This is a genomic window from Singulisphaera sp. GP187 (assembly GCF_900129635.1).
Taxonomy (GTDB): Bacteria; Planctomycetota; Planctomycetia; order Isosphaerales; family Isosphaeraceae; genus Singulisphaera.
Map to the genome: position 1 here is coordinate 6,151,991 of NZ_FSRB01000001.1, position 24,348 is coordinate 6,176,338.

Sequence of the window (24,348 nt, forward strand, 5' to 3'; positions counted from 1 at the left end):
TCGTTCCCACGAGGGAGCGTGGAAACGAGTCGCCAGAGGCTTCCTCGCGCTGGATCGGGTCGGTGTTTTTTTCGAGCTTACGGAATCGAAACGGGCCGGGCCGTCCTGAGGTGTGACTCACACCCCAGACCGGCCCGGCCCGTTGGTGACTCCCGCAGGATGCTTACTTGAATCCCTTCACCGCGGCCCCTCCTGGTTCATTTTGGTTGTAGCGATTTTGGAGCCGTTCGATCTGCCGCATCTGGTTCGAGTTGTTCTGAATCCTGAGATTCTCGTCGAGCGACTGCGACGGCTCTTCGGTTGGTTTGGCACCCGCGGCGGGCGCGTTTGCACCGGCCGGTGGCGCGGGGGGAGCACCGACGTGGGTTGTACCGCGGTAGAAGGCGTATTGCGCGGTGCCTCGTCGCGCCACGGCGGTGACCGAGCCGCGGAGCGCCTCGGCGACGTAGACGCCGCGGAGGTCGGTCTCGCCCGAGGCGAACTCCTCGTTCTCCCCGCCGATGACCTTCACCAGGACTTTGGGCACGAAGTCTTTCGTCCGTGCGTCGCGGACCGTCACGCGCACCCGGCCGGCCTCCGGCTCCTCGAGCACCTCGACTTCCAACGGGGTCACCAGGACGATCCCCGAGGCGTAGAGCTCATCCCCACGAACCATGATCAGATAAGCCCCTTCCTTCTCCAACGGGAGCTCGATCGTCTTGGTGCGGTTTTCATAGTCCTCCCCCTTGCCGAGGGTGACCTTGGTCTCGAGCAGCGGCGTGATCCCGGCGAGGTCGATGCCGGCGATCTCGTCGAGGTTGCGCCTGGTGAGATAGAGACGCATCAGGTCGACCGGGTAAACCTTCACCTCGGCCTCGGCCACGTTGCGATAGTCGAGCGTGAACCCCGGCTTAGTCCCCTTCGCGTCTTTGGCCTCGGTGGGGGTGACGGAGCGGAGCCCAGGCCGGTCGCCGGCGACCGCGGGAGGGGCGACGGGTCGGACGACCGTGACCTCGGCCAGCTTGAGGTCCTTGCGCGTGAACGACCGGACCGCCCCGGCGGCGTCGGTGAACCGCTCGGCGACTTGCCGGTAATACTCGAGAGCCTTGCCCGGCTGCCGTCGCGCGTCGTAGATCTGCCCGAGAATATAAGTCGCCTGCCACTTGTTCGGGCTGGGCTGCTCGACCCCGTCGGCATCCTTGTAGGTTGCCTTGGCAATCGCTTCCGCCACCGCGATGGCCCGGTCGTACCGGCCCAGGTGGAAGTCGCCGAGCGCCTCGCTGTACTGGAAGCTGTCGAGGAACGTGCTCTTGGGATAGAGCTTGGCGAACCGCGCGGAGAGCTTGACGACCGCTTCGTCATCACCCAACTCCAGGAAGGCGCCCACGAGGGCGAGGCTCGCCTCGTCGGCGAGTGGGCTCTTCGGGGTCCGTGCCAGCGAAGCCTGGATCAGGCGGATCGCCTGCAGCAGCAGCTCCGAGCGGGTGACCCCAGCGTCGGCCAACTCCCGCCGTAAGGTGGGGTCGGTCACGGCTTTGCCGGCGAGCTGGGCCAGGACCTGGGAAAGTCCGAAGAAGTCGGCATCAATCGATGCCGAGTCGGGATACTCCCGCCAGAGGGCGATCAGGTAGGCGACCCCTTCCAGGGTCTTGCCGCGCTGGCGGAGGACCTCGCCGACGCGCGCGTCTTCGAGGTAGCTGGCCTCGGCCACTCCGCGCCAGACGAGATAGGCCCGCTCGAACTCGCCGATATCGCGGTAGGCCCGGCCGATGACCTTCAAGTCGTCGAAGCTGATGACTAGGTCGGGCGCTTTCTCCTTGACGACCTCGAAGTACTGCACGACCTTGCGGGCGTCGTACTCGCGGATGTGGATCAAGAGCAGCATCCGGGCGGCGTCCTTGGCGATGTCGTCCCGCAAGGTATAGCCGGCGAAGAGTTGACCGAGCGGATCGGCGGCCTCGGCCAGGCGGCCGGCGTCGAACTGGGTTTTGCCGCGGGCGAAGAGCTCGTCGGGCGTGGGCTTGTAGGCGTCGGTATTCGCCTCCCCAGGCGCCAGAACCTTGAGGTCGCCGGCCGGCCCGAGGTGCGAACGCCCCGGCTCGTAGGCGCTTCGGATCGAGGCGGGCAAGGCACGATAGCGCCCCGGCAGGTAGCCGTAGACGTCGTACTGAATGGCCCCCGGCCACTGGTTGGGGGCGAAGTAGAAGGTCAGGATGTCATCGGCCAGGGTGTACGAGCCGGCCTGCGACTGCACCGACCCGTCGATCAGGGTGGTGCCGGCCGGCAGATGTTCCTCGACGATCAGGAAGTCACGTTCCCACTCGGGGACCGCTCCTTTGAGGTTGCGGAACGCGTCGATCCGGACTCGTGCCTTGCCGCCGACCGCGACCTGGCTCGCCTTGTTCTCGAACGGGGAGGCGTCGACCGCGACCCCGAAGCCCATCGGAAGCGCCTTGCCGTCGAGCTCCGGCGGGGCGGGCAGGTAGACGCGCTGGTTGATGACCGCGGTCCGGCCCGTGCGGTCCTGGTCGGGGGCGAGGTCGCGGGCGAAGCCGGTCAGGGTGACGGCGTAGCCGAACGTCCCGCGGCCTTCGACGTCGAACCGGATCCGGTTCTTGGCCCCTGGCTTGAGGGCGTCACGCGGGACCAGGATCGCCTTCCCCTCGGTGGGGCCGACGACGTCGAGCCGCGACACCTCGGTCTCGTTGACCGTCACGATCAGTTGATAACGATCCTCCGCGCCCTGGGCTCGGCCGTAGAAGGCGGTCAAGGCGGCCAGGGCCGGCCCTTGGGCCTTGCGGGGCTGCCAGCCGGTCCCCTGGCGATGAGCCAGCAGCCAGTCGGTCGCCTCGGCGATCACCGGGTCCTGGGGCCTCGCTTGCGCGAATGCGAGGGCCGCCAGCGCGGTGGCTTCGACCGGCCCTTTGTTGAACGGCAGGCGGCTGTCGCCGGTCCAGAAGCGACGACGCGGATGGCCCGGCTCGGTCGGCTCCGACTTGGCGCGAGGGCCAAGCATGTCGAGGACCTCGCCCGCGATCGTCGCCCGGTCGAGGTTCACGAACGTGAGGGCCAGGTAGCCCAGGGCGGCGTCGGAAAGGCCCTGGCGCAGCCGGTGCAACGCATTGGCCTGCTCGAACGTCGTGGCCTTGCGCGTGCTCAGGGCATGGAGCAGCAGGGCACGCGTCTCGTGGTCGGTCGCGCCGAGCTTGGCCAGCTCCATCGTCAGGTAGACGGCGGCCTTGGAGACCGCGCCGGGGTCGGTCAGGAGGCCGTGGGGCTCGGCCGTCGCCAGGGCCCAGACGACGCGAGACGAGGTGGCGCGGTCGCTCGGGTTGGCGGGCTTGCCGGCGATGATCGGTCCGCCCACCCAGGGCCAGCCGCCGTCTTCGCCTTGCGCGGCGATCAGCTCGGCCACGAGACCACGGATCCGCGACGTCAGCCGCTCCGCCTCGGGAGCCTCGGTCGCGCGGATCGTTTTCAGGTAGCTGAGTGCCTGGGTCGCCGCCAACAATTCGCCCGCGCGGTCGGCCGTCGTCGACGGAGGAGGCGGGAAGATGCACGTGTTGATCCGTGCGCCCAGCGGGTAGGCATCCTGCCCCAGGGCGAGCTCGATGAGCATCCGCCGGAGCGTGGGCGAGAGCACGACGAGCATCTCGGACCCTTCATAGGCCCGGCCCGCCGGTAGGCCGACGAAGACCGTGGCGCCGTCGCTGGCGGTGCCCGAGGCCGAGGCGAACGACTGCACGCCCCAAGGCCGGATCGGCACCTCGACCACGAGCTCGTCCTTGCTCGCGCCCAGCGTTGCGGAAAGGGTCAGGCGGACGTTTTCACCGTCGGGGACCTCGAACGGCTCGAAGAGGACTTCGTCAACGCCGTCGGCTTTGACCTCGATGGTCTTGGGAAAGACCTCGTCCTTGCCTCCGGCGTAGATGCCCAGCTTGAGGTTGACCGTACCGACAGCTCCGACGTGATGCAGTCGGGCCAGGAACCGGGGCTTGTCCCCCTGGGTCAGAGTCGCGGGGGACTTCAGGTCGACGAAGAAGTCTTTGCGGACGGCCAGGTCCGCGGTCGTCTGCCCGACCAGGGTGTCCCCGGCGGAGACGCCGCGAGCCGAGAAGCGATAGCGCGAAAGCGCCATCGGAGCGGGGAACGTGATCTTGACCTTGCCCTGCTTGTCGGTGACGACGCTCGGGTTCCAGTAGGCGGTCTCGACGAACTGCTGACGGACCTGGACGGGGTTTCTGCCCCGGCTCATTCGCTTGGCGAGGGTTGGCGTGGTCTGCTCGAAGTCGCGTTCAACACGATCCTCACCGAGGACGTTGGCGTAACGGCCACTGGGAAGCCCCCCTTCTGGCAGGTCGACGGCACGTCCAAACGACTCGCTTTTTGAGTCCAGGCCAGGGGCCGCAAAGTCAGAGGCCGTAAAGAAATCGACCGCGCCCGCCTCCTTCTCGGCACTCGTTATGCCAGGCATCATTCCCGCCGGCATCCCCAACTTGCCTCCCATGCCCCCCATGCCGCCCCCCATGCCGCCCATCCCGGCAGTAGCAGGAGCGCCGTTGAAGGTGGTGATGCCATCCACGGAATTGGGAATCGAGAGGGCCGAGCCGCGAGGTGCCGCCGCGGGGGCCGGGGCGATCGCCTGTTTCTGGGCGTCTTGAAGCACCTTGACCTTCGCGGCCTCGTTGGCCAGGAGGGCGGCGTCCCGCTCGGCCTCCTCCACCACAGCCTCGGAGACGGGGGTCGTCGCGGGCGTGTATTTAAAAGTGTTGGTGGAGACGGTTGTGAATGCGCCGGTGCGCGTTTGATTGTAGAAGAATTGGCCGATGGGCGGCCGGTTGTCGTTGTAGAGGCGGAGGAGCGACTCATCGACCAGGGCCAGGGCGACCTCGGCCGCGACCGGCCGTCCGAGCTGATCCTCGGTCGTGACCTCGACCTCGACACTCTCGCCCGGCCCGACGGCCGGCTTGGTCGGCTGAATTTTGACCCGCAGGTCGCGCTCGACGCGGACGTCGAGGCGGGCCTCGTCGAAGTGCGTACCGGACATCCGCGCGGCGGTCAGCGTGAAGTTGGGGAACTGGGCGCCGTCGATCGCCCAGGCGACGGCATTGTCGCCGTCCACGAGCGAAACGAGCTTGTAGCTCAGGATCCGGTCGGCCTCCCAGGCCAAGAGCGCCGTTCCGGCTCGGCCCCGGCTGTGGAGGTTGACCGTGGCCTCCTCACCCACCTTGAACGTCTGGCGGTCGGCCAGGATCCGGAGCTTGGTCTCGTCCTTCTTCCCCGAGATCGTCAGCGCCCGATCGGTGACGACCGGGTTGCCGAACCGGTCCACGCCAGCGACCCGGACGATGAAGGCCCCGCCCTGGTCGTCGTCGACCTTGAGCGTGGTCTCCCCGTGCCCGGTTGCGGGATCGGTTTTGAGTTCCTTGCGGAGGACTTCGCGCTCGGTGACTCGCCCGGCCAGGGTCACTCGCTTGAGCACGGCAATGCTCAAGGTTTCACCCGTCGGCTTCCCTTGCGCGTCGCTCGTGGTCGTGGTGAGCGGGAACGACTCGCCATCGAGGTAGACGTCGCGTGCCGTCTTCACGTCGATCGAAAAGGCACGGACCACGAGCAACACCCGCTCCACCGCCCCGACGCCGTCCTCGGGCAACTGGGCCATGAGTTGGAGCGCCTGCTCTTCGGCGAATCCCTCGGTGGTGAATTCCACGGGGTACTTGCCTTCGGCGTTGGTCAGGCCCCGGACCACGCGGCCGTCGGGGAACTGCACGGCGATCGGTCGGCCCGCGGCCGGTGCGCCGTACTGATAGCGGGCCACGACGTCGCCCTTGATGGTCTCACCCCGGAAGTAGACCGATTTCTTGAGGTCGAAGGCGAGGTCGAGTTTCTCGAGCCGGTACGCCTGCACCTCGAACTGACCGGAGAAGTCGCTGGCCCCTGGCTGATAGACCCGGACCTGATACGTTCCGACGGGGGCTCCGCTGTCGAGCGGAAGCGATTCATGGAACGTGCCAAACGCGGAAAGCTTGACCGGCCGGGCCACGATCCGCCGGCCCCGGCTGTCCGAAACCTCCAGGCGGTACTCGGCGCCCGGCGTGTCGGCATACTGGCCGTTCACCACCTCACGGACCACCCCTCGAATTGCCACCTGCTGGCCCGGCCGGTACGCCGGCCGGTCGGTGTAGAGATAGGCGCGAGCCGTCAGCCCTTGCGCCACCTTCTCCGGCACCCCCAGGCCCGAGCCGGCCGCACTCGGGCCGTCCAGAACCAGGTAATGGAGCTGGCTGCCGGGCTGTCGCGGCTTGTCCCAGGTCTTCAGGAGCACGCCGTCGGCCCCCGTCTTCGCCTCGAGGATCACTTCCTCACCGTCGGCGATGATCACCCGCGCACCGGCCCGCCCCTTGCCCGTCGGCACATCTTGCGCGAAAACAAGCACTTGCTCATTCGACGTTTTGACGATCGCCTCGAGGTCGCTACCGATGACGAGCGTCGTCGCTTGCAGCGACTTCTCGTCGGTCACCTTGACCACGTAGATGCCGGGGATCTTGACTTTCTCGAGCTCGAACTCTTTTTCGATCGGCTTGTATTTGGCGTAGCCGGGGACCGTGAGCGTCCATTCGGCGTCGGGCTGGACGAGGCTGATGTCGAGCGACTCGACTCCGCCGAGGACGTGCTTCTTCCGGAAGTAGGCTTCGGCGTCGAGCTTGTAGGCGGTGAAGGTGAGCGACTCCAGGTTCCGCGTGCTGACCTTCAGCTTCGCCCGTTCGCCGGAGCGGAACGCACGGGGGGTGACGATCGTGAGCGCCTTGGCCTCCATCACGCCGATCCGTTCGAGCGCCCGCGCCCGCCATGGTTCCACAACGACCTTCTTGTAGCGTTCGATCGCGGCTTCGGGGTCCCCTTTCTCGTCCTCGAAGATCGTGGCGATCCGGAACTGGGCATGAGCGGCGGGCTCGCTGGCGGGGAACTTGCTCAGGAGCGGCGCCCAGGCGGCGATGGCGTCGTCGTACTGCTTTTCCGCGACCGAGCTTTCCCCAATCTCATAGAGGAGCTGGGGCACGCGGGCATCGAGCGGGTTGACGGTGGCGAACGCGCGCCAGGCGGCGCGGGCCTCGGCGTATCGGCCGTGGCGGAGGTGTTCGGCGGCCGTCAGGAGCTGGGTGTCGAGAATGGCACGCTGGGCGTCGGCCGACTGGGGACCGTCCGGGAACTTGGCGAGGTAGCCCCGCCAGGCCGCGATCGCCTCGTCGAACTTCTCCTGCCCCTGCAAGACCTGGCCGACCTGGTAGGTCGCGGTCATCAGGAGCCGGGCCAGGTCGCGTTTCGCCTCGTCGGTTTCGGCGCGAAAGCCCTCTTCGTTGAGGAAGGCCTTGAGCGCTTCGAGCGCTTCTTGCCCCTTGCCTCGGGCCAGGTAGGAGGCGCCGACCTGGTAGGCGGCCCCCACGGCCAACGGGTTGGCCGGGTACTCGGCCAGGAATCGCTTGAGTGCGGCGACTCCCAGGTTCAGGCTCGCGTCATTGGGGGGATTGGGCACGCCGTGAGTCAGGGCCACCCCGTAGAGGGCGCGAGCGCGATACTCGTCGTCCCCTTTGGAGAGTGGTTTGCCCGAGGCGGCGAGCTCGCGAGCGAGATCGGCCCAGGTCAGGCGCGCGGCGAGGGCCTGGCCTGTGTTCCGTTGGGCTTCGCCCAGGCGGTAGCGCGCCTCCGCGCGGTCCGGCCCCTTGGGAGACTCTTTCAAATAGAGCTGCAAGTCCTGGATCGCCCGCGGATGGTTCCCCGCGGCCTGGCTGGCTCGGGCCATGCTGAGCAGCAAGCTGGCGTGGAGCGCCTCTCCCTTGGCCAACCCGCGCGCTTGCACGAGCAAGTCGTAAGCGCCGTTGGGGTCGGCCGGCGTGACCGGGTCGCTGGGCTTCAACAGCGCGCGGGCGAAGGCGTGGTAGACCTCGGCGAGCCGGTCTTTACGGGCGCCGGCGAGCAGCGACTCGGCCTCGGCGCGCGCCAGGGCTTCCGCGGCGTCGGGGTGGCCCGCGGCGAGCTCGGCGGCGGCCAGTTCGGCGCGAAGCTTGGCGGCCCACGGCCCCTGAGGCGCGGCCTCGAGCGCGGCGGCCAGGACCCGGCGAGCGGTCTCACCCTGGCCCCCGAGCCGCTCGGCCACGCCCCGGATCAGGGCATAGTAAGCCCGTTCCTCGTCGGTTGTCGCCTTCTCGGCGAGCGCCGTGAGGGTGGTCCCGGCATCGGCGAACCGCCCTTCCTGCATCGCCGCGACAAGTTCCGCGGGCAAGACGGGGGCGGCCGGTTCCACCGCCGCGCGCGGGTTGATCGGCCGGGTCGTTGTGGTCTTCGCCCCCGGCGGGTCGGCGGCGCGGACGCCCGCCTCCAGAACGAATAACGCCACGAGGACTCTACCGAGCCAGACGAGGCCTTGGCCGTTGCGAGGTGTCACGGCAGGGATCTCCAGTGTCGAACTTTTGATCTGAAGTGGGGACAGCCACGACGTTGATGGGTGCGACGCCTCTTTGCTTTGGACGTCCTTCGAGGAAACTCCGTTCCTCGCCCTCATTTTGAATCTTTCACGGACCGAAGAGGGGGTGCCCGGGCGCACGAAGCCAGTCGGAACACCACTCCCCCCATGCATTGGTTAGACGTCCTCGTCCCCATATCCTTAGACGTCTTTCACTCGAAAAGAAAGATCCGACCGCGACGCCCTCGGCGATCGAGACCCGAATTTCGCGATACTAATTTTGTGCTTAAGGTATTTTTGGGGAGGAGGTTCCGGCGATTTCTTGGTTGTTTGTGGCCGAAAATCAAGATTTTCCTGTCGGGATCCGACAGCGACTTTCGTTAAGGTCTACGACGGAGAGGTGGATGCTCCCTAGATTGGGGCGGGCCAATTCCCCGTTTCGGTGTCATGGACGCCTGACGACTGATCGCCCCACGGTGCCACGGATGCTTGCCGCGTTCCAAGGACTGAGCTGGCTACAGCGTTGGAAGGGGAAACCGGACATGCGGTCCGCGCGAACCCGGCCGCGCCGGCATCGCGCTCGCTTCCGGGTCGAATCGCTCGAACCGCGCTGGCTGCTCTCGACGACGGCTGGCGGCGAAGCAGAGTCGAGGACGTCCTGGGGCTACGTTGACATCTCCGACGGCTACGGCCTCATCATGCAGGACATGTCGAGGTCCGATGACTCAGGCGTGGTTGCGCTGAGCTCGATGGTGACCTTGCAGTTCCCAATCGCCGCGTCAGACGACTGGTCCACGGCTCATCTCGTGCCGAATGCCATGTACGTGCAAGTGAACGGGAATCCCAACCTGGGATCGGGCCCGGACTTGCTCGAGTTGCATGCTGCGCAAGGGTACACTGAGTTCGGATTCTCGCTCAAGTCGACCTTGGACAATCAACCGGTCGCCGAGGATCTGCAGGTTCTCGACGCGAACCACAACGGACTCGTAAAGTACTCAACGAGCCCGACCACTCAGGTCATTGAGTTCACGATCACCGTGCGCTCCTGGACGGCTTCGTCGGTGTTCTTGAAGATTGGTCTGCCCGCGGGGATGGATCGCCTGAGTGGGCAAGCCGACAATTCCTTCCCTTATCTCTTGGAAATCACTCGCGTCTGGCGACCCTCGTATGCTGCACCGTGCGGTACGCCTGGTTCGACTGTGCCCCAAGAGGTGAGCCCCTACGCATCGTATCCTCCTTCGAACGCGATCACGATCCCACCGTCCACGCTGGGGCCGCCATCCACTCCGAATCCGCCGACTCCTCCTGGTCCAGGTAAGGATACCAGTCCTGGCGGCCCTGAATACTATGCCGATCTGCCGCTGCCATACGGCCCCACACCCTCCGTTCCGAAGGGCCCGATTGGCGAGGGAGGGGCCGGGACGATCTCCCTTCCGGTGCCCGTCGGGCCGCTGCCGGTGCGATCCACTGCCCCCTTGGGCGGTGCACTTGCCGCGCCCGATTCGGTTCCCGCGGTTAATCGGCATGAGCCGGCGCGGGCCGACCTGGCCGAGTTCGATCCGGATCGGGCCCTCGAAGACGTTGACTTCAATCCTCGCCAGGTTGTCCCGGCCGCCGAGCCCGAACCCGCCCCGGTCATTACGCTGCGAGGCCCAGGTGGACTTCCCCTGCTGGCGACGGCACTCATCGCCGGTTCGGCTGTCTCCGTTCGGACCGATTCCGATCCCAAGGCCGCCCAGGGTGGGGCCGAGTCGGTGGAAGCCGCCGTTGCTACGGGGCCCGTCGTGACCCAGGTTCAGGCCAGCTCACTCTCGGCCGAACCGACTGCCTCCGCGTCCTCTTCCCGTACCCCGACCGAGTCATCGGGGCGCGCCTCGAAACGATCCCATCGGTCGTCGGTTGTGCCCGGCCTGACCCTTGCGTTCGCCTTGGGCATCGGCCTGGTGCTCCCCGACCTCGTCGCTTCGCTCCAGTTCCACGCCCCGACACGGCCGTTGCTTCGGCTCCGCATGATCCGCCGGGCTTTCAAAGGCCAATAGGCGAGACACTGCGGGTTTGGCTCGTCGACGCTCACCACTCGCCTTGGGGGCGGGTGAATTCATACCACGAAGACAGGGAGCCGACTCTCCCCGCTCGCCTTACGGGCGAGCGAATGAATTCGTCGTCCAGGCACGCCTGACGAGTGCCAGGACGCGAGGGGTTTGGTTGGGGCGTCCGGGGAGACAGCGGACCGAGGTGAGGGTGAGTGCAAGGTTGAGGCCGGGTTGGTCGCCCGCCCAGCCGGAGGCTTGCTCGAGTTCGGTCAGGGCGAGGTCCGGCTGCCGGAGTTGGAGGTAGGCTTTCGCCCGGCCGAAGTAAGCGTGAGGATCCTCGGGGTCATCATTCAGGGCGTCCGTCCACGCGCGGAGTGCCCCACGGGGATCGCCCAGGGCGAGCAGTGCTTCGGCCCTGGCGCCCCGCGGCGACTGGCCGGCGCCAAGCTGAATCGCCCGATCGAGATCGGCCAGACCCGCGCGAGGGCTGCCGGCTTCGATCCGCGCCCTGCCTCGTAATTCCAGCAATCGAACGTCGTCTCGATCGAGCTCGAGCCCGTGGTCGGCGTCGCTCACGGCCCCTCGGGGCACGCCCAGCCAGCGGCGGACTCGGCCCCGGACCAGATAGACCTGCGGTGACAGCGGGGCCAGCGCGATGGCGTGATTCGCCTCCCGTTCGGCGGCCGGATCGCGCACCGCGGCCAGGAGCAAAGCGCGGGTGAGACTCGCCTTGAGCGCTGCGGTTCCGCTTCCGGCCGCGACCAACGCGAGCCGGTCCGCCCCCTTCCGCAAGTCGGCCCTGAGTGCCGACCCTCCCAAGGGGAGCCTTGCCAATTCGTCCGGGCGGTCGATCGGCAATTCCTCCACGCGGCCGAGCGCCAGCAAGGTCCGCGTCCAGAGTCGCGTGTGTCCTGGCGACGGGTTGAGCCGGTTCGCCTCCCTGGCGTCGGCCTCGGCTTCTTCAGGGCGACCGAGGAGCAGCCGGGTCAGGGCCCGATTGGCGAGATCCTGATCGTTGCGCCCTTGGGGGCGCCGCACCAGGTCCGAAAAATCGGCCTCGGCCGCGCCAGCCTCTCCCGCCCGGAGCGCCAAAAGGGCGCGGCCTCGCCGCGCGGAACGGTCGTCCGGGTCCGATGCGACGAGCGAGTCGTAGCTGGCCCGAGCCTTCGTGACGGCTCCGTCGGCGGCGTCGAGGGTCGCCCGATTCAACCGCGCGGCGCGTCCCGGATTGTCATCGGGGTTGGCGGCGATCAGCCGATCGTACTCGGCCCGCGCGCCGGTCAGGTCGCCCTTACGCTGGAGGACGAACCCGAGGGCCAGATGGGTCAGTCGGAGCTCGAGCCCCTCCTCGTGTTCTTTGCGCTCCCGCTGAAGCGTCTCGAAGAGCGTTTCCGCCTTCTTCAGGTCGGTCAAGGCCATCGCCAAGGCCCCTTGTTCGCGGTGGTGCTGGCCCCTACCGAGCCGCGCCCAGGGAGAGTCTTCTTTAAGTGACACGGCCGAGCCGTAATGTCTCAGGGCCTCTTCGGAGAACCCGGACAGGCCCGCGAGATAGGCCAAGTAATAGTGATACCAGTAGTTGTTTTCTTCGTTCCAGGCGGCCCGGCGGAACCAGTCGAGTGCCTGACTGCGCCGACCTTCGAGCTCATGGATATAGCCCCACTGAAAGCAGGTCAGCGGCGAATCTGCGGTGGAGGCGGTGGCGTCCTGATCTCCGGGTCTCACCGGCTCTCCGAGCCGCTCGGTCAGGATCCTGCGCAGCGCCTTCCAGGGACCTTTGGGCCAGGGAGAGTTGGGCGAGGCGAACCCGAGCACCTTATCGCAGAGCGCCGTGGCTTCCCGCAGCCGGTTCCGGTCGCCCGAACCGTCGCGGGCCAGGGCCGTGACCCACAGGAAGAGGAGGTCGTTGACCTCGTTGTGCAAGCGATCCCGTCGGTTCTTGTCGAGGAGCTCGAGGTCGGCGAGCGTCGTATAGTCCGGATTCTTGAGGACGTAGAACGGCTTGAGGGTTGCCTGGAGCCGTTGGGACGCCACCTCCAGGTCGCCGAGGAAGAGGGTCAGTCGGAACCGCAACGGTTCGGCTTCACGGAAGAGTTTGTCGGCGTTCTCGCGGATATCGCCGGTTTGCTGGGCGAGCACGGCGCCTTCCCGCGCTTTTTTGAACAGGGAGACGAAGTAAGGGCGGCCCTCGGCCAATCGCCTCGCGGTCTCGAACTTTGTGGCCGCGGTGCGGAAGTCCTTCTCCCGGGCCGAGGCTTCGCCCTCCTTGACCCAGTGCTCGATCTCCAAGCCGCGGTGCGCTCGGTCGCTCTGCACCTTGAGGAGGATCGCGACCACCACCGCCAGGGCGACGAGGATCGGCGTGACCATCGCGAGCGCCCGACGATTGCGCCGGGTCCAGCGCACGGCACGGCTGGGAAGCGGCTCGCGGGCGTATTTCAGGGGGCGATCGTCGGCAACCGCCTGCAGGTCGGCCGCCAGCTCACCCGCCGTGGCATAGCGGTCGTCCGGATCGGGGGCGAGACAGCGGCGGACGACCGCTTCGAACGCGGCGGGCACCTCGGGGTGGGTGCTCCGGAGCGACGGGGTTCCGGCCCGCCGCTCTTCGGCCGCCAGGAGCAGCAGCTCGGCGGCCGACCGCGCTCCCTTGGGCGTCGTGAATGGCCGCTCCCCCATCAGGCTCTCGTAGAGGAGCACGCCCAGGCCGTAGATGTCCGACCGGGCGTCGACGTGGCGGCCCAAGCCATCGGCCAGCGCCTCGAGATGTTCGGGGGCCATGTAGTCGAGCGTTCCGCCGAGCGTGCTCGCCGCCGAGTCGGGGTCGTCGGACACGGTTTCGCGCGCGAGGTTGAAGTCCAGGAGCATCGGCATGCCGTCGCCGGTCACCAGGACGTTCGACGGCTTGACGTCGCGATGCAGGACCCCGCGTTCGTGTGCGTGTTCGAGGGCTTCGGCCATTCGCCCGCCCCACCAGGCGATCGCCAGGGCATACGACCGTCGCGCCAGGGCGACTCGGCCGTTCGAACGACCCGAAGGCGCCTTCTCGGTGCCGAGCCGGTCGAGCGCCTCGACGAGCTCGGCCCCCGTGCGCGCCGACTTGACTTCGGGGTCGGCCAGGAGGGTGGCCAAGGTGACCCGGCCGAAGTAGGGCATGCAGAGCAAGTGCAGGCCCGTCGCCGGGTCGGTCCGCGTCGAGTGTACCGGGACGATGTGGGTGTGCTGAAGCCGGGCGAGGGTCTGCGGCTCACGCGAGCCCGAGCGTGCGACCTTCAAGGCCACCGGCCGGTCGGCGAGCTGCCGTTCCTCGGCGAGGAAGACCCGCGCGAAGGCGCCTCGGCCCAGTTCCTCGACGAGGTGGAAGCCGGCGATTGTCTGCCCGGCCTCGGGATACGGGATCTCCGGGCAGGAGGGGGCATGCGTGGTGGTCGTCTGTCCCGAACCGACCAGCCCGTGGATGTCGAAGACGCGTCGCAGCCGGGCCTCAACCTCGGGAAAGCGGGTCGTATATTCGGCCGGGTCGGGTGTGTCCTGCTCTTCCTCGCGGAGGCAGAATTCCTCATAGATCAAAGCGACCAGGGTCTCGTCCCCGAGGTCGGGGTAGCGGTCGCGATACCACTCGACGTGGACCTTCTCGCCGATCTCCCAGCGCAGGCCGATGTCGGCTCGGAGCAGGGCGAGCCGGGCACCGGGGCGATCGAGACTCTCGGGAGGAAGGAAGTCGTCAGGTTCGGGACGCCGGCCTTTCGAGCGGCGCCAGGCGGCCTCGAACCGCCTGGCCACGCGGACGGCGACGGGGGACGAGGCATCCTCCCACGTCCGGCCCGAGGTGGACAGGCTCATCAGCTCCCCTCCAACTCCGACTGCGCCCGCCGTCGAAGGTCCTCCAAGACCCGCTGGACGGTCCGCTCGCTGATCCCAAGTCGCTGGCCGATATCCTTGCTCGAGAGTCCTTCGGCCTTGAGCTCGACGACGTTGCGCCGGTCTTCGGGGACAAGATCACGAAGTCGACTATAGACCTCGCGAGCCTGGGCGACTTCGCTGGGGGAATCGATATTAGAGGCGAGGTCCTTGGGCCGACTCCCCTCGACCCAGAGCGGCTCTTCTCGGTGCATGTCCTGCTTCCGGCTGGCGGCGCGGCGGTACTCGTCGATTACCTTATTCTTCGCAGCGCGAGCCAGAAACGCGACAAGATGTCGCGAATCTTCGAATTCAGCCGGACCGGTCCGCACTCTCCGGAAGAAGCTTCCCCAGACGCTCTGGAGGAAATCGAGCGAGTCGAACCGCGACCGGAGCAGCCGCGGCAATTGCCTGCGGACCACGAGCCGGACCTCGGCCTCGTACCGCGTCAAGAGTTCGCGGGCGGCTGACTCATCCCCGGCCTGGATCCGTGCCAGGAACTCGGGGATGTCGCCCTCTTCGCGTTCGCTTCGGATCGGGTCGCCGACCGACATGATCCCTTGGCTCCCTCGTGGAGGCCGCGAACAAGGCGCCGCGGCTCTGCGTTTCCTCCCGCGTCAGCCCCCTAACCTAACCTTCCGGGACGCATCTTGGCAATCGCATCGCCGCATCACCAAAGGCGAGGGTGCCCCCCTGCCCCACGAAACGCGTGCAGGAACGTCACTGCGAGGCGTGAGGATTCTCGGAGAAACCGCGAGGGACGCTCCCTCCGGATCCGTCTGCAAGGCATGATCGTCCCGTGGATTTCAACTCGAGTGAGTGATGCCCATCAGAAATGGGGTTGGCGGCGAACTGGGAACGCTCGGGACGGCGCCGGCGGATGCCCCAAAACCGACGCCATTTTGAAACTCTCAGAATCTTCCGATTGACGACAGCTACCTCCGTTTGGTAAGGTCTGAAACTCAAATGTCGTCCCCAACTCACTGCTGGGGTGACATTCAATTGGCTGGAGAGGTGGCTGAGTGGTCGAAAGCGACGGTTTGCTAAACCGTTAAGGGTGTCAAAGCCCTTCGGGGGTTCGAATCCCCCCCTCTCCGTTCAAGTTTCAAAGGGGTCGCCAAGAGGCGACCCCTTTTTTATTTGCCTGAACGCCAGCGGGTTTCGCTCCTTGGTTCGCGGGTTGAGTCCAACCCGAGGCACCTCAAGCCCGCACGCAACTCTAAGGAAGATACTGTTCAACTGCTCAGAAGTCTTCTGGTGTGTCATGTGTTGAAAATATGATTATTTGGAATAGTGTATTGGAATTAATGAAAGCAAGAATGCGGGACGCCCTGCTCTGGGGACGAAGCCGTCTCCAAAGCAGGGCGCTGTGAGTGCGGAGTGGGGAGATGCGATGGGAAGTGAAAGTCGGAGTGAAACCACAGGGCGTAGGCATCGGGGCCGGCCGACGACCGGAAGCAGGTCGCTTGGTTCGTGGAACGGCTTCGTCGCAGGAGCGACCAAGGCACCGTTCGCGGGGTGAGATCCCCGATGAATCGCATCGGGGATCACCACCGGCTGGTTGGGTTGGCTTATCGTGCGAACGCCTTGCGAGTGGCGGAGGGGAACCAGACCCGCTGCGGGGCCGCTCCACTCTCGATCGACGGCCTCGAGAAGACGCCGCCGTAAAGCAAGGCGATGTTCGATGAGGCCCGCTCGCTCAACGGATCGACGACCGCCGGACAAACCTGCCCGCCCGGGATCAGTTCCGGCGTACGCGCGGTCGGGTCGGCGTCAATTCGTCCGTTCATCTCAAAGCGGGTCAACACGAACAGCCTCCTTTCGTAACCACTATCAGACACCAGGGAGTATACGCGCCCCGCAAATTGATGTCAAGGAAGCCAATCGGAATTGTAGGGATTGAGAAGAGACGAGGTGGATTCTAAGTGGGTAAGAGGTCTAATTCGATAAAGGAACAGGGGTTAAAACGATTAAGGCGGCATGAAGTGCGCTTCGCCCCTGACGCGGAGCAGTCGCTTCAGAATGCTCTTTTCCTGATCGGAAGCGTGGGATTGGGGGGGGAACGGAGGCGTGTGGGCTTCGCCGGTTTCGGCTCGCTGGCGGGGGAATAGCAAGGGTTCGGAGGGGCCTGGGTGGCCCTGATGCGCGGCCCAATCCTCTGTGGGCTGGATGGCTCGCGCGGCAAGGGGGGGACAGGTCCAGGCGCTGTAAGAGCGACTGACGGTTGCCGTGCGATCGGGCGGTGGCTCGAGAACGAGGGCGGTTGCCACCAGGGTAGTCAGCGGATCGACCTCGCCAGGGCTGAGGGCCGCCTGGGGCGGAGCAAATCCGGCCTGGATGGGTTTGGTCCTGCCGGCCCGTTCGGGGCGTGCTCGCCATGCAAGGGATGTCGATGTCTGTCGGTTTAGACCCCGATTTCCGAGCCGGAATGCTCGTGACAGGTCACTCGATTCCGTCCGCGCCGTTTCGAGAGGTAGAGTGCCTCGTCGGCCTTTTTGACGAGTTCCAGGGGGGTGATGCAGCCGGGCCAAGCGGTGGCAACCCCGAAACTGGCCGTTACCGGGCTCTCCGTCCAAGGGCCCGCCTCGACGGCCAGACGAAGCCGTTCGGCGAGCGTGGCCGCGGCCGATTCGTCGGCCCCGAGCAGGATGAGCGCAAACTCCTCGCCTCCGAACCGGGCCACCGTGTCATGGCGTCGGGCGCAGCCTTGCAACGCTGCGGCGACGGTCCGGAGCGCCTCGTCCCCTGCCTGGTGTCCGTGGGTGTCGTTGTGCCGCTTGAACTCGTCAACGTCCACCAAGACGACCGAGACCGGCTCGCCGCGTCGTGCCATGAGCGAGCAGCCGCCATCGAGGGCCTCGTCGAAGTGACGTCGGTTCCGCAAGCCGGTCAGCACGTCGGTCCTGGCGATCTCGGCGAGCTGGGTATTGGCCCGCTCCAGTCGACGATTGAGCTGGCGAGTCAGGCCGAGTTGTTGCGTGAGCCGCTCCTCGCTCCGTCGCAGTGCCTCGACGGCCCTGGTCCGTTCGTCGAGCAAGACCAGCCTGGCTTGGTGCTCGGCCGCGTGTCCCATCGCCGCGCCGACGAGTCCGGCCAGGAGTTGGAGGGTGCGGACTTCGCGGTCGCCAAACCGCCTGGGCCGCGGCGAGAAGACTTTGAGGATGCCGAACGTTCGGCCCCCGTAAACCAAGGGCACGACGATCATCGAGCGGAGCCCGACCTGCCGGCACAGTTCCTGGTTCACGCGCGGGTCCGTCCGCGTCTCATCGGAGCGGAGCACCTCGCCGGTCCGAAGGCAGAGGCCCGACAAGCAGGCGGCCGCCGAGATCCTCGTCCCGACATGGCCGGCCGCCGCCCCGCTGCCCGCGCGGTAGACCAATTCTTCACCGTCGGCCAACTCCACGATGGCCCCATTCGCCTTCGTCAGCATCTGGGAGCGTTCCGCGGCCAACGCCATGACCTCGTCGATATCGAGCCCCACCTTGCCGATCTCCGTCTGGACGGCCAGGATCCTCGAAAGCGTGGCGATGTCGTCGCCAAGCTCACTCCCCGTTTCTGACGCCCCCGCCTCCCGCTCCATAAGCTTGAACTCGCCCCGTCCCTGGCCGATAGGTAGATTGCTGCGCATCACCGCCACATCCGGAAGCACAACGCAAGGGTTGCCGTGCCATTCTGACTCGTGCCACCGTGCTTCGCCGTGTCGCTTCATCGCTTGGCCGTTCTTTCTGAGTCAACATCGACTCACATTGAGAACGCGTGGGTATTAGCCGCAATCGGCAGAGCCTGAGCGGCGGTCCGCGACCGTCGATTGCCCCCACATCCCGACTTTCATCATCGGACCCACGAAGGGCATCAGGCGTCTGAGAGTGACGTTATTTCAAGACGCATAGAATATCAATACCCCTGTGGTAAATCGAACAGTCGTGGTTGTTCTTGTGGTAAATAAGGCGATCCTTGTTTCGTTTTAGGCCGACTCGCGTTCGTTTTCGCCGAAACCGCGACCGGACCCGACACGCGTCGCTCGCCTATTTATGAGTGCGAATTCTGCCTGGGATGCCGTCGACCGTCGTTGGGTGAAGGATTGATCCTGGGGCTGTGTTCGTGTGTATAGTGCCAGCTCGGCGGGTAAGACAAGACCATACGCGTGAGATCAAGCGAAGGCAAGAGCTTGCCAAGCGGAATTCGAAGTGCGAAGTCGGGGCGTTGGTGGCAGTGATTCTGCTGAATCTAAATAATAAGGATGATTTAATGGAAGAGGCGTATGCGCATCGCGACGGATTTGACGGCAAACCCCACGGCTTGATCCCGCATCTCCGGGACGTCGCCGCGGGGGCGAGGAGTAAGGCGAACGCGGCCTGTCCTCAAGACCCTGAATTCGCCTTCTTGGCCGCCACGGCCGGATGGCTTCACGATGTCGGTAAGTTTCGTGGGGAATTTCAAGAGTATCTGTTCGGCAGACGCCGGGGCGGGTTGGAGACCAGGCACTCGGTTTTCGGCGCGGCGGGGGCGTGCTTGAGCCGGTTTCCGACGGCGGTCGTCTTGGCCATCTTGGGGCATCATGCAGGGCTGCACGACATTGGGGATCTGCAGGATCAACTCAAGGATCCCGCCCTCAACCCGCTCAAGACGTCGATGGAACTGGTCGCGAGGCTGAATCGAGACTGTCCTGAGCTCACGAACGGAAGCGTTCCGCCACTCCGGGAGTTTATCAAGCGGGGAGCGAAGGGGCTTTGCGTGGAGTTTGAGGACGAACTTCGAATTCGCATGCTTTTCTCGTGCCTCGTCGATGCGGATTATCTCGACACGGAACGGTATATGACGGGCCGCACGCGCGAGCCGATTCCGTTTCAGGCACGCGTTCTGTTTGAGCGGCTCGACGCCTACGTTCGTCGATTGTCCGACGGCGCCGAGCCGACTCCCGTGAACCGAACTCGACGCGAGGTTTATGACGCATGCGTCGCTGCTTCGGCGTTCCCGCCGGGGTGTTTCAGTCTGACCGCTCCCACCGGGGCAGGCAAGACGCTCGCTGCGATGGCGTTCGCCCTGAAGCACGCCGAGAAACACGGACTGCGCCGGGTGATTGTCGTATTGCCGTTTCTGGCGATCATCGAGCAGAACGCGCGGGTGTACCGGAAAGCGTTGACCGTGGAAGGTGATCCCGTTGACCTTGTGCTCGAGCACCATTCGGCCATTGAAGGGGCGGAAGAAATCGGTGTCGGCGACACCGGAATCGAGAACGAGACGCAAGGTCGGGTCCGGGCCAAGCAAGCGACCGAGAACTGGGATGCCCCGGTGATCGTCACGACGGCCGTGCAGTTCCTCGAGTCGCTGTTCTCACGCCGGCCAGGGCGCTGCCGTAAGCTTCATCATATCGCTCAGTCCGTTGTGTTGTTCGACGAAGTTCAGACTTTGCCCTTCTCGTTGCTCGACCCCATTCTCAGCGTCGTTCGCGATCTGCGCAGTCATTTCGGCGTCTCGGTTCTCTTGGGATCGGCCACCCTCCCAAGCTTCGGAGCGTCCAGTAACCTCCCTTCCGGGTTCAAGTCCGGCGAATGCCGCGAACTGACCGACGATCCGCAACGCACCTTTGGCGTCCTCCGCCGCGCCCGGCTCGAACTCCCTTTTCTTCAGGAGGGACGTTGGACTTGGGACCAACTCGCCCAACGCTTGAAGAGTGAACCTCGCGCTTTGGTTGTCGTTAACTTGCGCAAAGATGCACAAGACCTGTACGATTGCCTGAGAAACCAGGGTGTTCAGGGATTATTTCACCTCTCCAGCACCATGTGCCCAGCGCATCGCGAGGCCGTGTTGGGGAAAAAGGATGATCCCAAACCAGGGACGATCTATCACGCCCTCCGCCTCCGACAGGGCGGGCCTTGCCTCGTCGTGAGCACGCAGGTCGTGGAGGCCGGCGTCGACCTCGATTTTCCGACCGTGTTTCGCGCGATCGGACCGCTCGACGCGATCATTCAAGCCGCGGGGCGCTGCGACCGTGAAGGCCTTTTGACCCAACTGGGTGGGGCGCCTGGCGGGCGCGTGGTCGTCTTCGAACCTGCCGACGGCCCCGTCACTCCTCACGGATTCTATGAAGAAGCGACCAAGCGTACCCGTCTGTGGTTAGCCGAGTTCGCCGCCAATCCTGATCGCTTGTTCGATGATCCGAAGTTGTTCGCCGACTTTCACCGCGAGCTCATCGCCTGGGGTATTGGCCGCGAAGCGGCTCAGGAGATCCAGCACGCCCGCAATGCCGTGAACTTCAAGAAAGTGGATCGCCTTTTCAAGATGATCGGCGAGTCCGGACAAGGAGTCGTTGTCTCCTATGGCAACGCCGACGCGTTGCTCGAATCGATTCGCCGCCGAGGCTTCCTCTCGCTCGACGACCGAAGACGGCTTCAGCGCTTCGTCGTAAACCTCTTCCCTCAGTGGATCACCCACCTCGGTGCTCATCTTCGCCCTGTCTTCGGTTCCGACGAGGGATTGCTTCACTACGAAGGCCTTTACGACAAGGACGCCCTCGGGATTCGCTTGGGAGAACTTCCGCCAGAGCAATTCTTGATTTGACGAGAGGTGGGACTCTCGGTCCCGCCAACCTGCCGGGCCGAGAGTCTTCACCCTTTTCAGAAGTGAAATACCGTTTCAATCCGCACCCATTCTCCGCGAGCGAGGCCGCGGGAATGGGTGAATCGGTCGCATTGCAACCTTATTGAGGTCCAGCGGTTCTGACTCGTCAAGTTCATTGTACGAAACAGTAATATCGTCGGTATATCACAAGTGAAAAGGGTTCGGGGAAAACAAAAAAGGTCTTGCAATCATTCGTTGTCCATTGTGGAGTTGAATTCGGGGTTGGGATCGATAGCTCTGAATGGAATTCGTGTGTTGTTGGGGGCGCGGTGTTGAGCGTCGTGGGTTGGTGTCTCAAGGGAAAAAAGAACAATGACCCGCCATCGAGCGAGGAATCCCCCTCGTTCCCACGGTCCTCCGTGAGAATGCCGTCCCCGACGCTCCGCGTCGTCTGGCTCTCGAAAGCCGAGGGCGCGGAGCGTCCCAGACTTGATTCCCACGGGGGGCCGTGGGAACGAGTCGCGAGCGGCTTCCTCGCCCTGGATCGGGTCGTTGAAAAAGACCGGAGAAGACATGAAAAAGAATGAGAGTCCGAGCCTTGTGTCGGTTCGCGTGTGGGGCGACTTCGCGTGTGCGACCCGGCCTGATTTGAAGGCGGAACGCGTCTCGTATCCGCTCTTAACGCCGAGTGCCGCGCGAGGGGTGCTCGAAGCCATTTATTATGAACCGCAGATGTTTTATGTCATTCATGAAATCGGAGTGATTAAGCGGGGAAGTTGGTTCTCGTTTCGGCGGAACGAGGTCAAGAAGGTGGTCTCGTTCCGCGACGCGGCCGTGGCGATGGCCGAGTCTGGCGACCTGACGCCGATCCGGGCGGGTGGAGGCGCCGCGGATGCGACCCAGCGCGGGATGCTGGCCCTGGCCGACGTCGAGTATCTGATCACCGCCGAGATCCGGCTGACCCAGCGGGCGGAACCTCCACGCGATTCGCTGGAGAAATACAATGGGTTGTTCACGCGACGAGCCCAGTCGGGGAAGTGTTACTCGCGTCCTTACCTCGGTTGCCGGGAATTCGACGCCCACTTCGCCTTCGTCCCCGACCCTTCGGAGGTGGCCCTCTGTGCTTCGGAGTGGCCCAAGGAAGATCTCGGATTAATGCTTTACGACGTGTTCGACCCGCGCGATCGGGTGTCGGGCCGCTCGGTGGCCCCGATCCCTGTGTTCTTCCACGCGCGGATCGAGAACGCCCGGCTTGCCTGTCATCCCGATCGCGTCACGCTTGTGCGACGGGAGGCATCGCGATGATTCTCCAGGCCCTGTTTCAGCACGCCGTGGAGGCCAGGCTAGTCGAAGAGATGGAGGCCAAGGAGCGGCTTGTCCATCTCGTGCTCACGATCAGGCCCGACGGGTCGATCGCCGAAGGATCTCCCTGGCAATTGCTGACGCGTACGATTGTGGATCCCAAGAAGAAAGAAGCCCAGAAAGAGGAGCCGGGGCGGCCGCTCTGGATGCCTGAATTCCCCGGCGTCAACTCGGGGGGTAAGGCGAACTTTCTGGCCGAGGCCTGTGACAAGGTGCTCGGATGCAACGGCAAGACGGGCGAACCGATCGCCGACGACGGCCAAAACGCCTCGAAGGCGTTCCTCCATTTCTGGCAGCGCATCGCCGACGCCCACAAGGCGACCGCCGACCCCAGCCTGACCGCCCTCCTCGCATTCCGCGATCGCTACCTCGCGACGCCCGAGGGGCGAGTCGCGTTGAAGAGCATCGCCGATCTCCGTCCCTTCGGTAAGGACGATCGACCTACCTTTTGCGCAATCACGGCAACACAAGATATTCCGCTAGATAAGAAGACGATCACATTCAAGGTTGGCGTCACGAGCGGTCCGATGTTCGAGAAGGGCTCTCCGCTCCACGACTACTGGAAAGGGGAATTCAACCGCGAGCGATTCGCCGACGCCCCCGAGTCGTCAGCGAACAACCGGGGAGTTTGCCTGGTGACGGGGCTCGAGAACCAGCAAATTGCGGAAGTCCATCGCACGCTCATCAAAGGGGTCCCCGGCCTGCCGCCGATCGGCGGCTACCTGGTCTCGTTCGACACGTCGACGCCTTCGCTCAGTTCCTACGGCTTCGAACGAGGTTGGAATGCCCCGGTTTCCGAGCAGGCGGCGGCGGCCTATGCTCTCGGCCTGAATGAAATTCTTGCAGATAAGGTCTGCCGGCGCAGGTTTGGCAACGCCGTCCTTTGCTCCTGGATCCAGTCCGAACCGGAAATCAGCGAGGCGTTCAGCCTCTTGCTCGATACGCCCGCTCAGGATGCCGTCAAAACGTTTTTTGACGCGTTCGAAGGCCAGGGGAGTTTCCACCATGCCCTCGATACCCGGCAGTTCCGCTCCTTGACGCTCGCCGCGAACGGCGGCCGCATCGTCGTGCGCCGCTGGCTCGACGAGCCGCTTCGCGCGGCGGTCGCCGCGCTGAAGCGCTGGTTTACCGACCTCGACATCGAACCGATCGAAGTCCCGAGGAAAGTCGTCGGCGTTGCGAACGGAGGAGGGCGCAAGGGGAAGAACCAGGCTCGGGCCGCGACTGACGACGTCGAGCCGATCGGCGAGTCGACCGGGACCGGCCCACTTCCGCTCTCGATCTATGCGCTAGCCGCGACCACCGCGCGGGTGGCTTCGGAGGTCCAGTCCACCGTCTACGACGCCCTCTATCGGGCCGCCTTGGAGGAGGCCAACCCGGTCTCGTTGCTCCCCCCACTCTTGCAGCGTCTCAGGATCGCGGCCGCGCAGTCGGGGAACGCGATTCGATTTCAGACGTCACGATTCGCCCTGCTCAAGTTGATCCTGATTCGATCGGAGAAACAACCTATGCTCGAACGCCAGCTCATTGAGACGAACGACCCGGCATATAACTGCGGGCGGCTCCTGGCAATCCTGGATGACATTCAGTACGCCGCTCAAGGAGACGTCGTGGCCGATGTCGTGGCGAGGTTTTATGGGAACGCGTCGACCTTCCCTCGCAACGTGTTCCCGCGCCTGCTCCGCCTTGAGAAACACCACAGTTCTAAACTGAGGAAGGATCATAAGAAGCGGTATATCGGCAAAGCACTATCCGTAAAGCTTAACGATGTGACTGCCTTGTTTCCTCCAGTCAGTTTTGGAGGCCCCCCCGATTTCCCGGGCACGCTCTCGCTCCAGGAACAAGGCCGCTTCGCCCTCGGCTTTCACCAGCAGAAAGCCAAAGACGATCGCGACATCAAGGAGTATCTGGCCAGAAAAGCCGCGGGCGATACGTCGCCCGACCTGGATGCCACCGACGAATTCCTGGCCGATTCCGCGTCCGAATAATCGGGTTTGTCTGTCCCGGAGGCCGAAATTCGCGGGAGAAACTCGTTCCCACGCTCGGCAGCGCCACCCT

The 24,348-nt window shown here is 65.0% G+C and carries 9 protein-coding genes and 1 tRNA gene; 5 read left to right on the forward strand and 5 right to left on the reverse strand.

What is annotated here, in order from left to right; translation table 11 throughout:
• Positions 1–163: 163 nt before the first annotated feature.
• Positions 164–8,422, reverse strand: coding sequence for an MG2 domain-containing protein (locus BUS42_RS24160; protein ID WP_074310399.1), 8,259 nt, complete (start codon positions 8,420–8,422; stop codon positions 164–166).
• Positions 8,423–8,925: 503 nt separating this feature from the next.
• Between BUS42_RS24160 and BUS42_RS24165 the strand changes: the two genes are divergently transcribed.
• Complete coding sequence (locus BUS42_RS24165; RefSeq protein ID WP_254053708.1) at positions 8,926–10,479, forward strand: hypothetical protein; 1,554 nt, start codon at positions 8,926–8,928, stop codon at positions 10,477–10,479.
• 99 nt (positions 10,480–10,578) lie between these two features.
• Here the strand turns inward: BUS42_RS24165 and BUS42_RS24170 are convergent, their stop codons facing one another.
• Positions 10,579–14,310, reverse strand: a complete 3,732-nt coding sequence (locus BUS42_RS24170; RefSeq protein WP_074310403.1) for a serine/threonine-protein kinase — start codon at positions 14,308–14,310, stop codon at positions 10,579–10,581.
• On the reverse strand, positions 14,310–14,921 hold the full coding sequence (locus tag BUS42_RS24175) for an RNA polymerase sigma factor (RefSeq protein WP_074310405.1): 612 nt from the start codon (positions 14,919–14,921) through the stop codon (positions 14,310–14,312). The genes BUS42_RS24170 and BUS42_RS24175 overlap by 1 nt, the downstream gene beginning before the upstream one ends.
• 454 nt (positions 14,922–15,375) lie before the next feature.
• Between BUS42_RS24175 and BUS42_RS24180 the strand changes: the two genes are divergently transcribed.
• Positions 15,376–15,464 (forward strand) — tRNA-Ser (locus BUS42_RS24180).
• 474 nt (positions 15,465–15,938) lie between these two features.
• On the opposite strand, the gene BUS42_RS24185 is transcribed toward BUS42_RS24180, so the two are convergent.
• Both BUS42_RS24185 and BUS42_RS24190 read right to left on the reverse strand, forming a co-directional pair.
• Positions 15,939–16,175 (reverse strand): hypothetical protein, encoded by a 237-nt coding sequence (locus BUS42_RS24185; RefSeq protein WP_254053709.1) that lies wholly within the window; start codon positions 16,173–16,175, stop codon positions 15,939–15,941.
• Between the two features lie 596 nt (positions 16,176–16,771).
• Entirely contained in the window at positions 16,772–18,076 is a 1,305-nt protein-coding gene (locus BUS42_RS24190; protein ID WP_074310407.1) for a sensor domain-containing diguanylate cyclase, read from the reverse strand.
• A 539-nt stretch (positions 18,077–18,615) separates the two neighbouring features.
• Between BUS42_RS24190 and BUS42_RS24195 the strand changes: the two genes are divergently transcribed.
• The 3 genes from BUS42_RS24195 to cas8c all read left to right on the forward strand — a co-directional run bounded on the left by BUS42_RS24195 (position 18,616) and on the right by cas8c (position 24,278).
• The gene (locus BUS42_RS24195) at positions 18,616–20,928 is read left to right on the forward strand and encodes a CRISPR-associated helicase/endonuclease Cas3 (protein WP_074310409.1); all 2,313 of its coding nucleotides are present in this window, start codon (positions 18,616–18,618) and stop codon (positions 20,926–20,928) included.
• A gap of 573 nt (positions 20,929–21,501) precedes the next feature.
• Positions 21,502–22,233, forward strand: coding sequence for a type I-C CRISPR-associated protein Cas5c (gene cas5c / locus BUS42_RS24200; protein ID WP_074311414.1), 732 nt, complete (start codon positions 21,502–21,504; stop codon positions 22,231–22,233).
• Complete coding sequence (cas8c, locus tag BUS42_RS24205; protein WP_074310411.1) at positions 22,230–24,278, forward strand: type I-C CRISPR-associated protein Cas8c/Csd1; 2,049 nt, start codon at positions 22,230–22,232, stop codon at positions 24,276–24,278. Before cas5c ends, cas8c begins: the two co-directional genes overlap by 4 nt.
• The last annotated feature ends 70 nt before the right edge of the window (positions 24,279–24,348 follow it).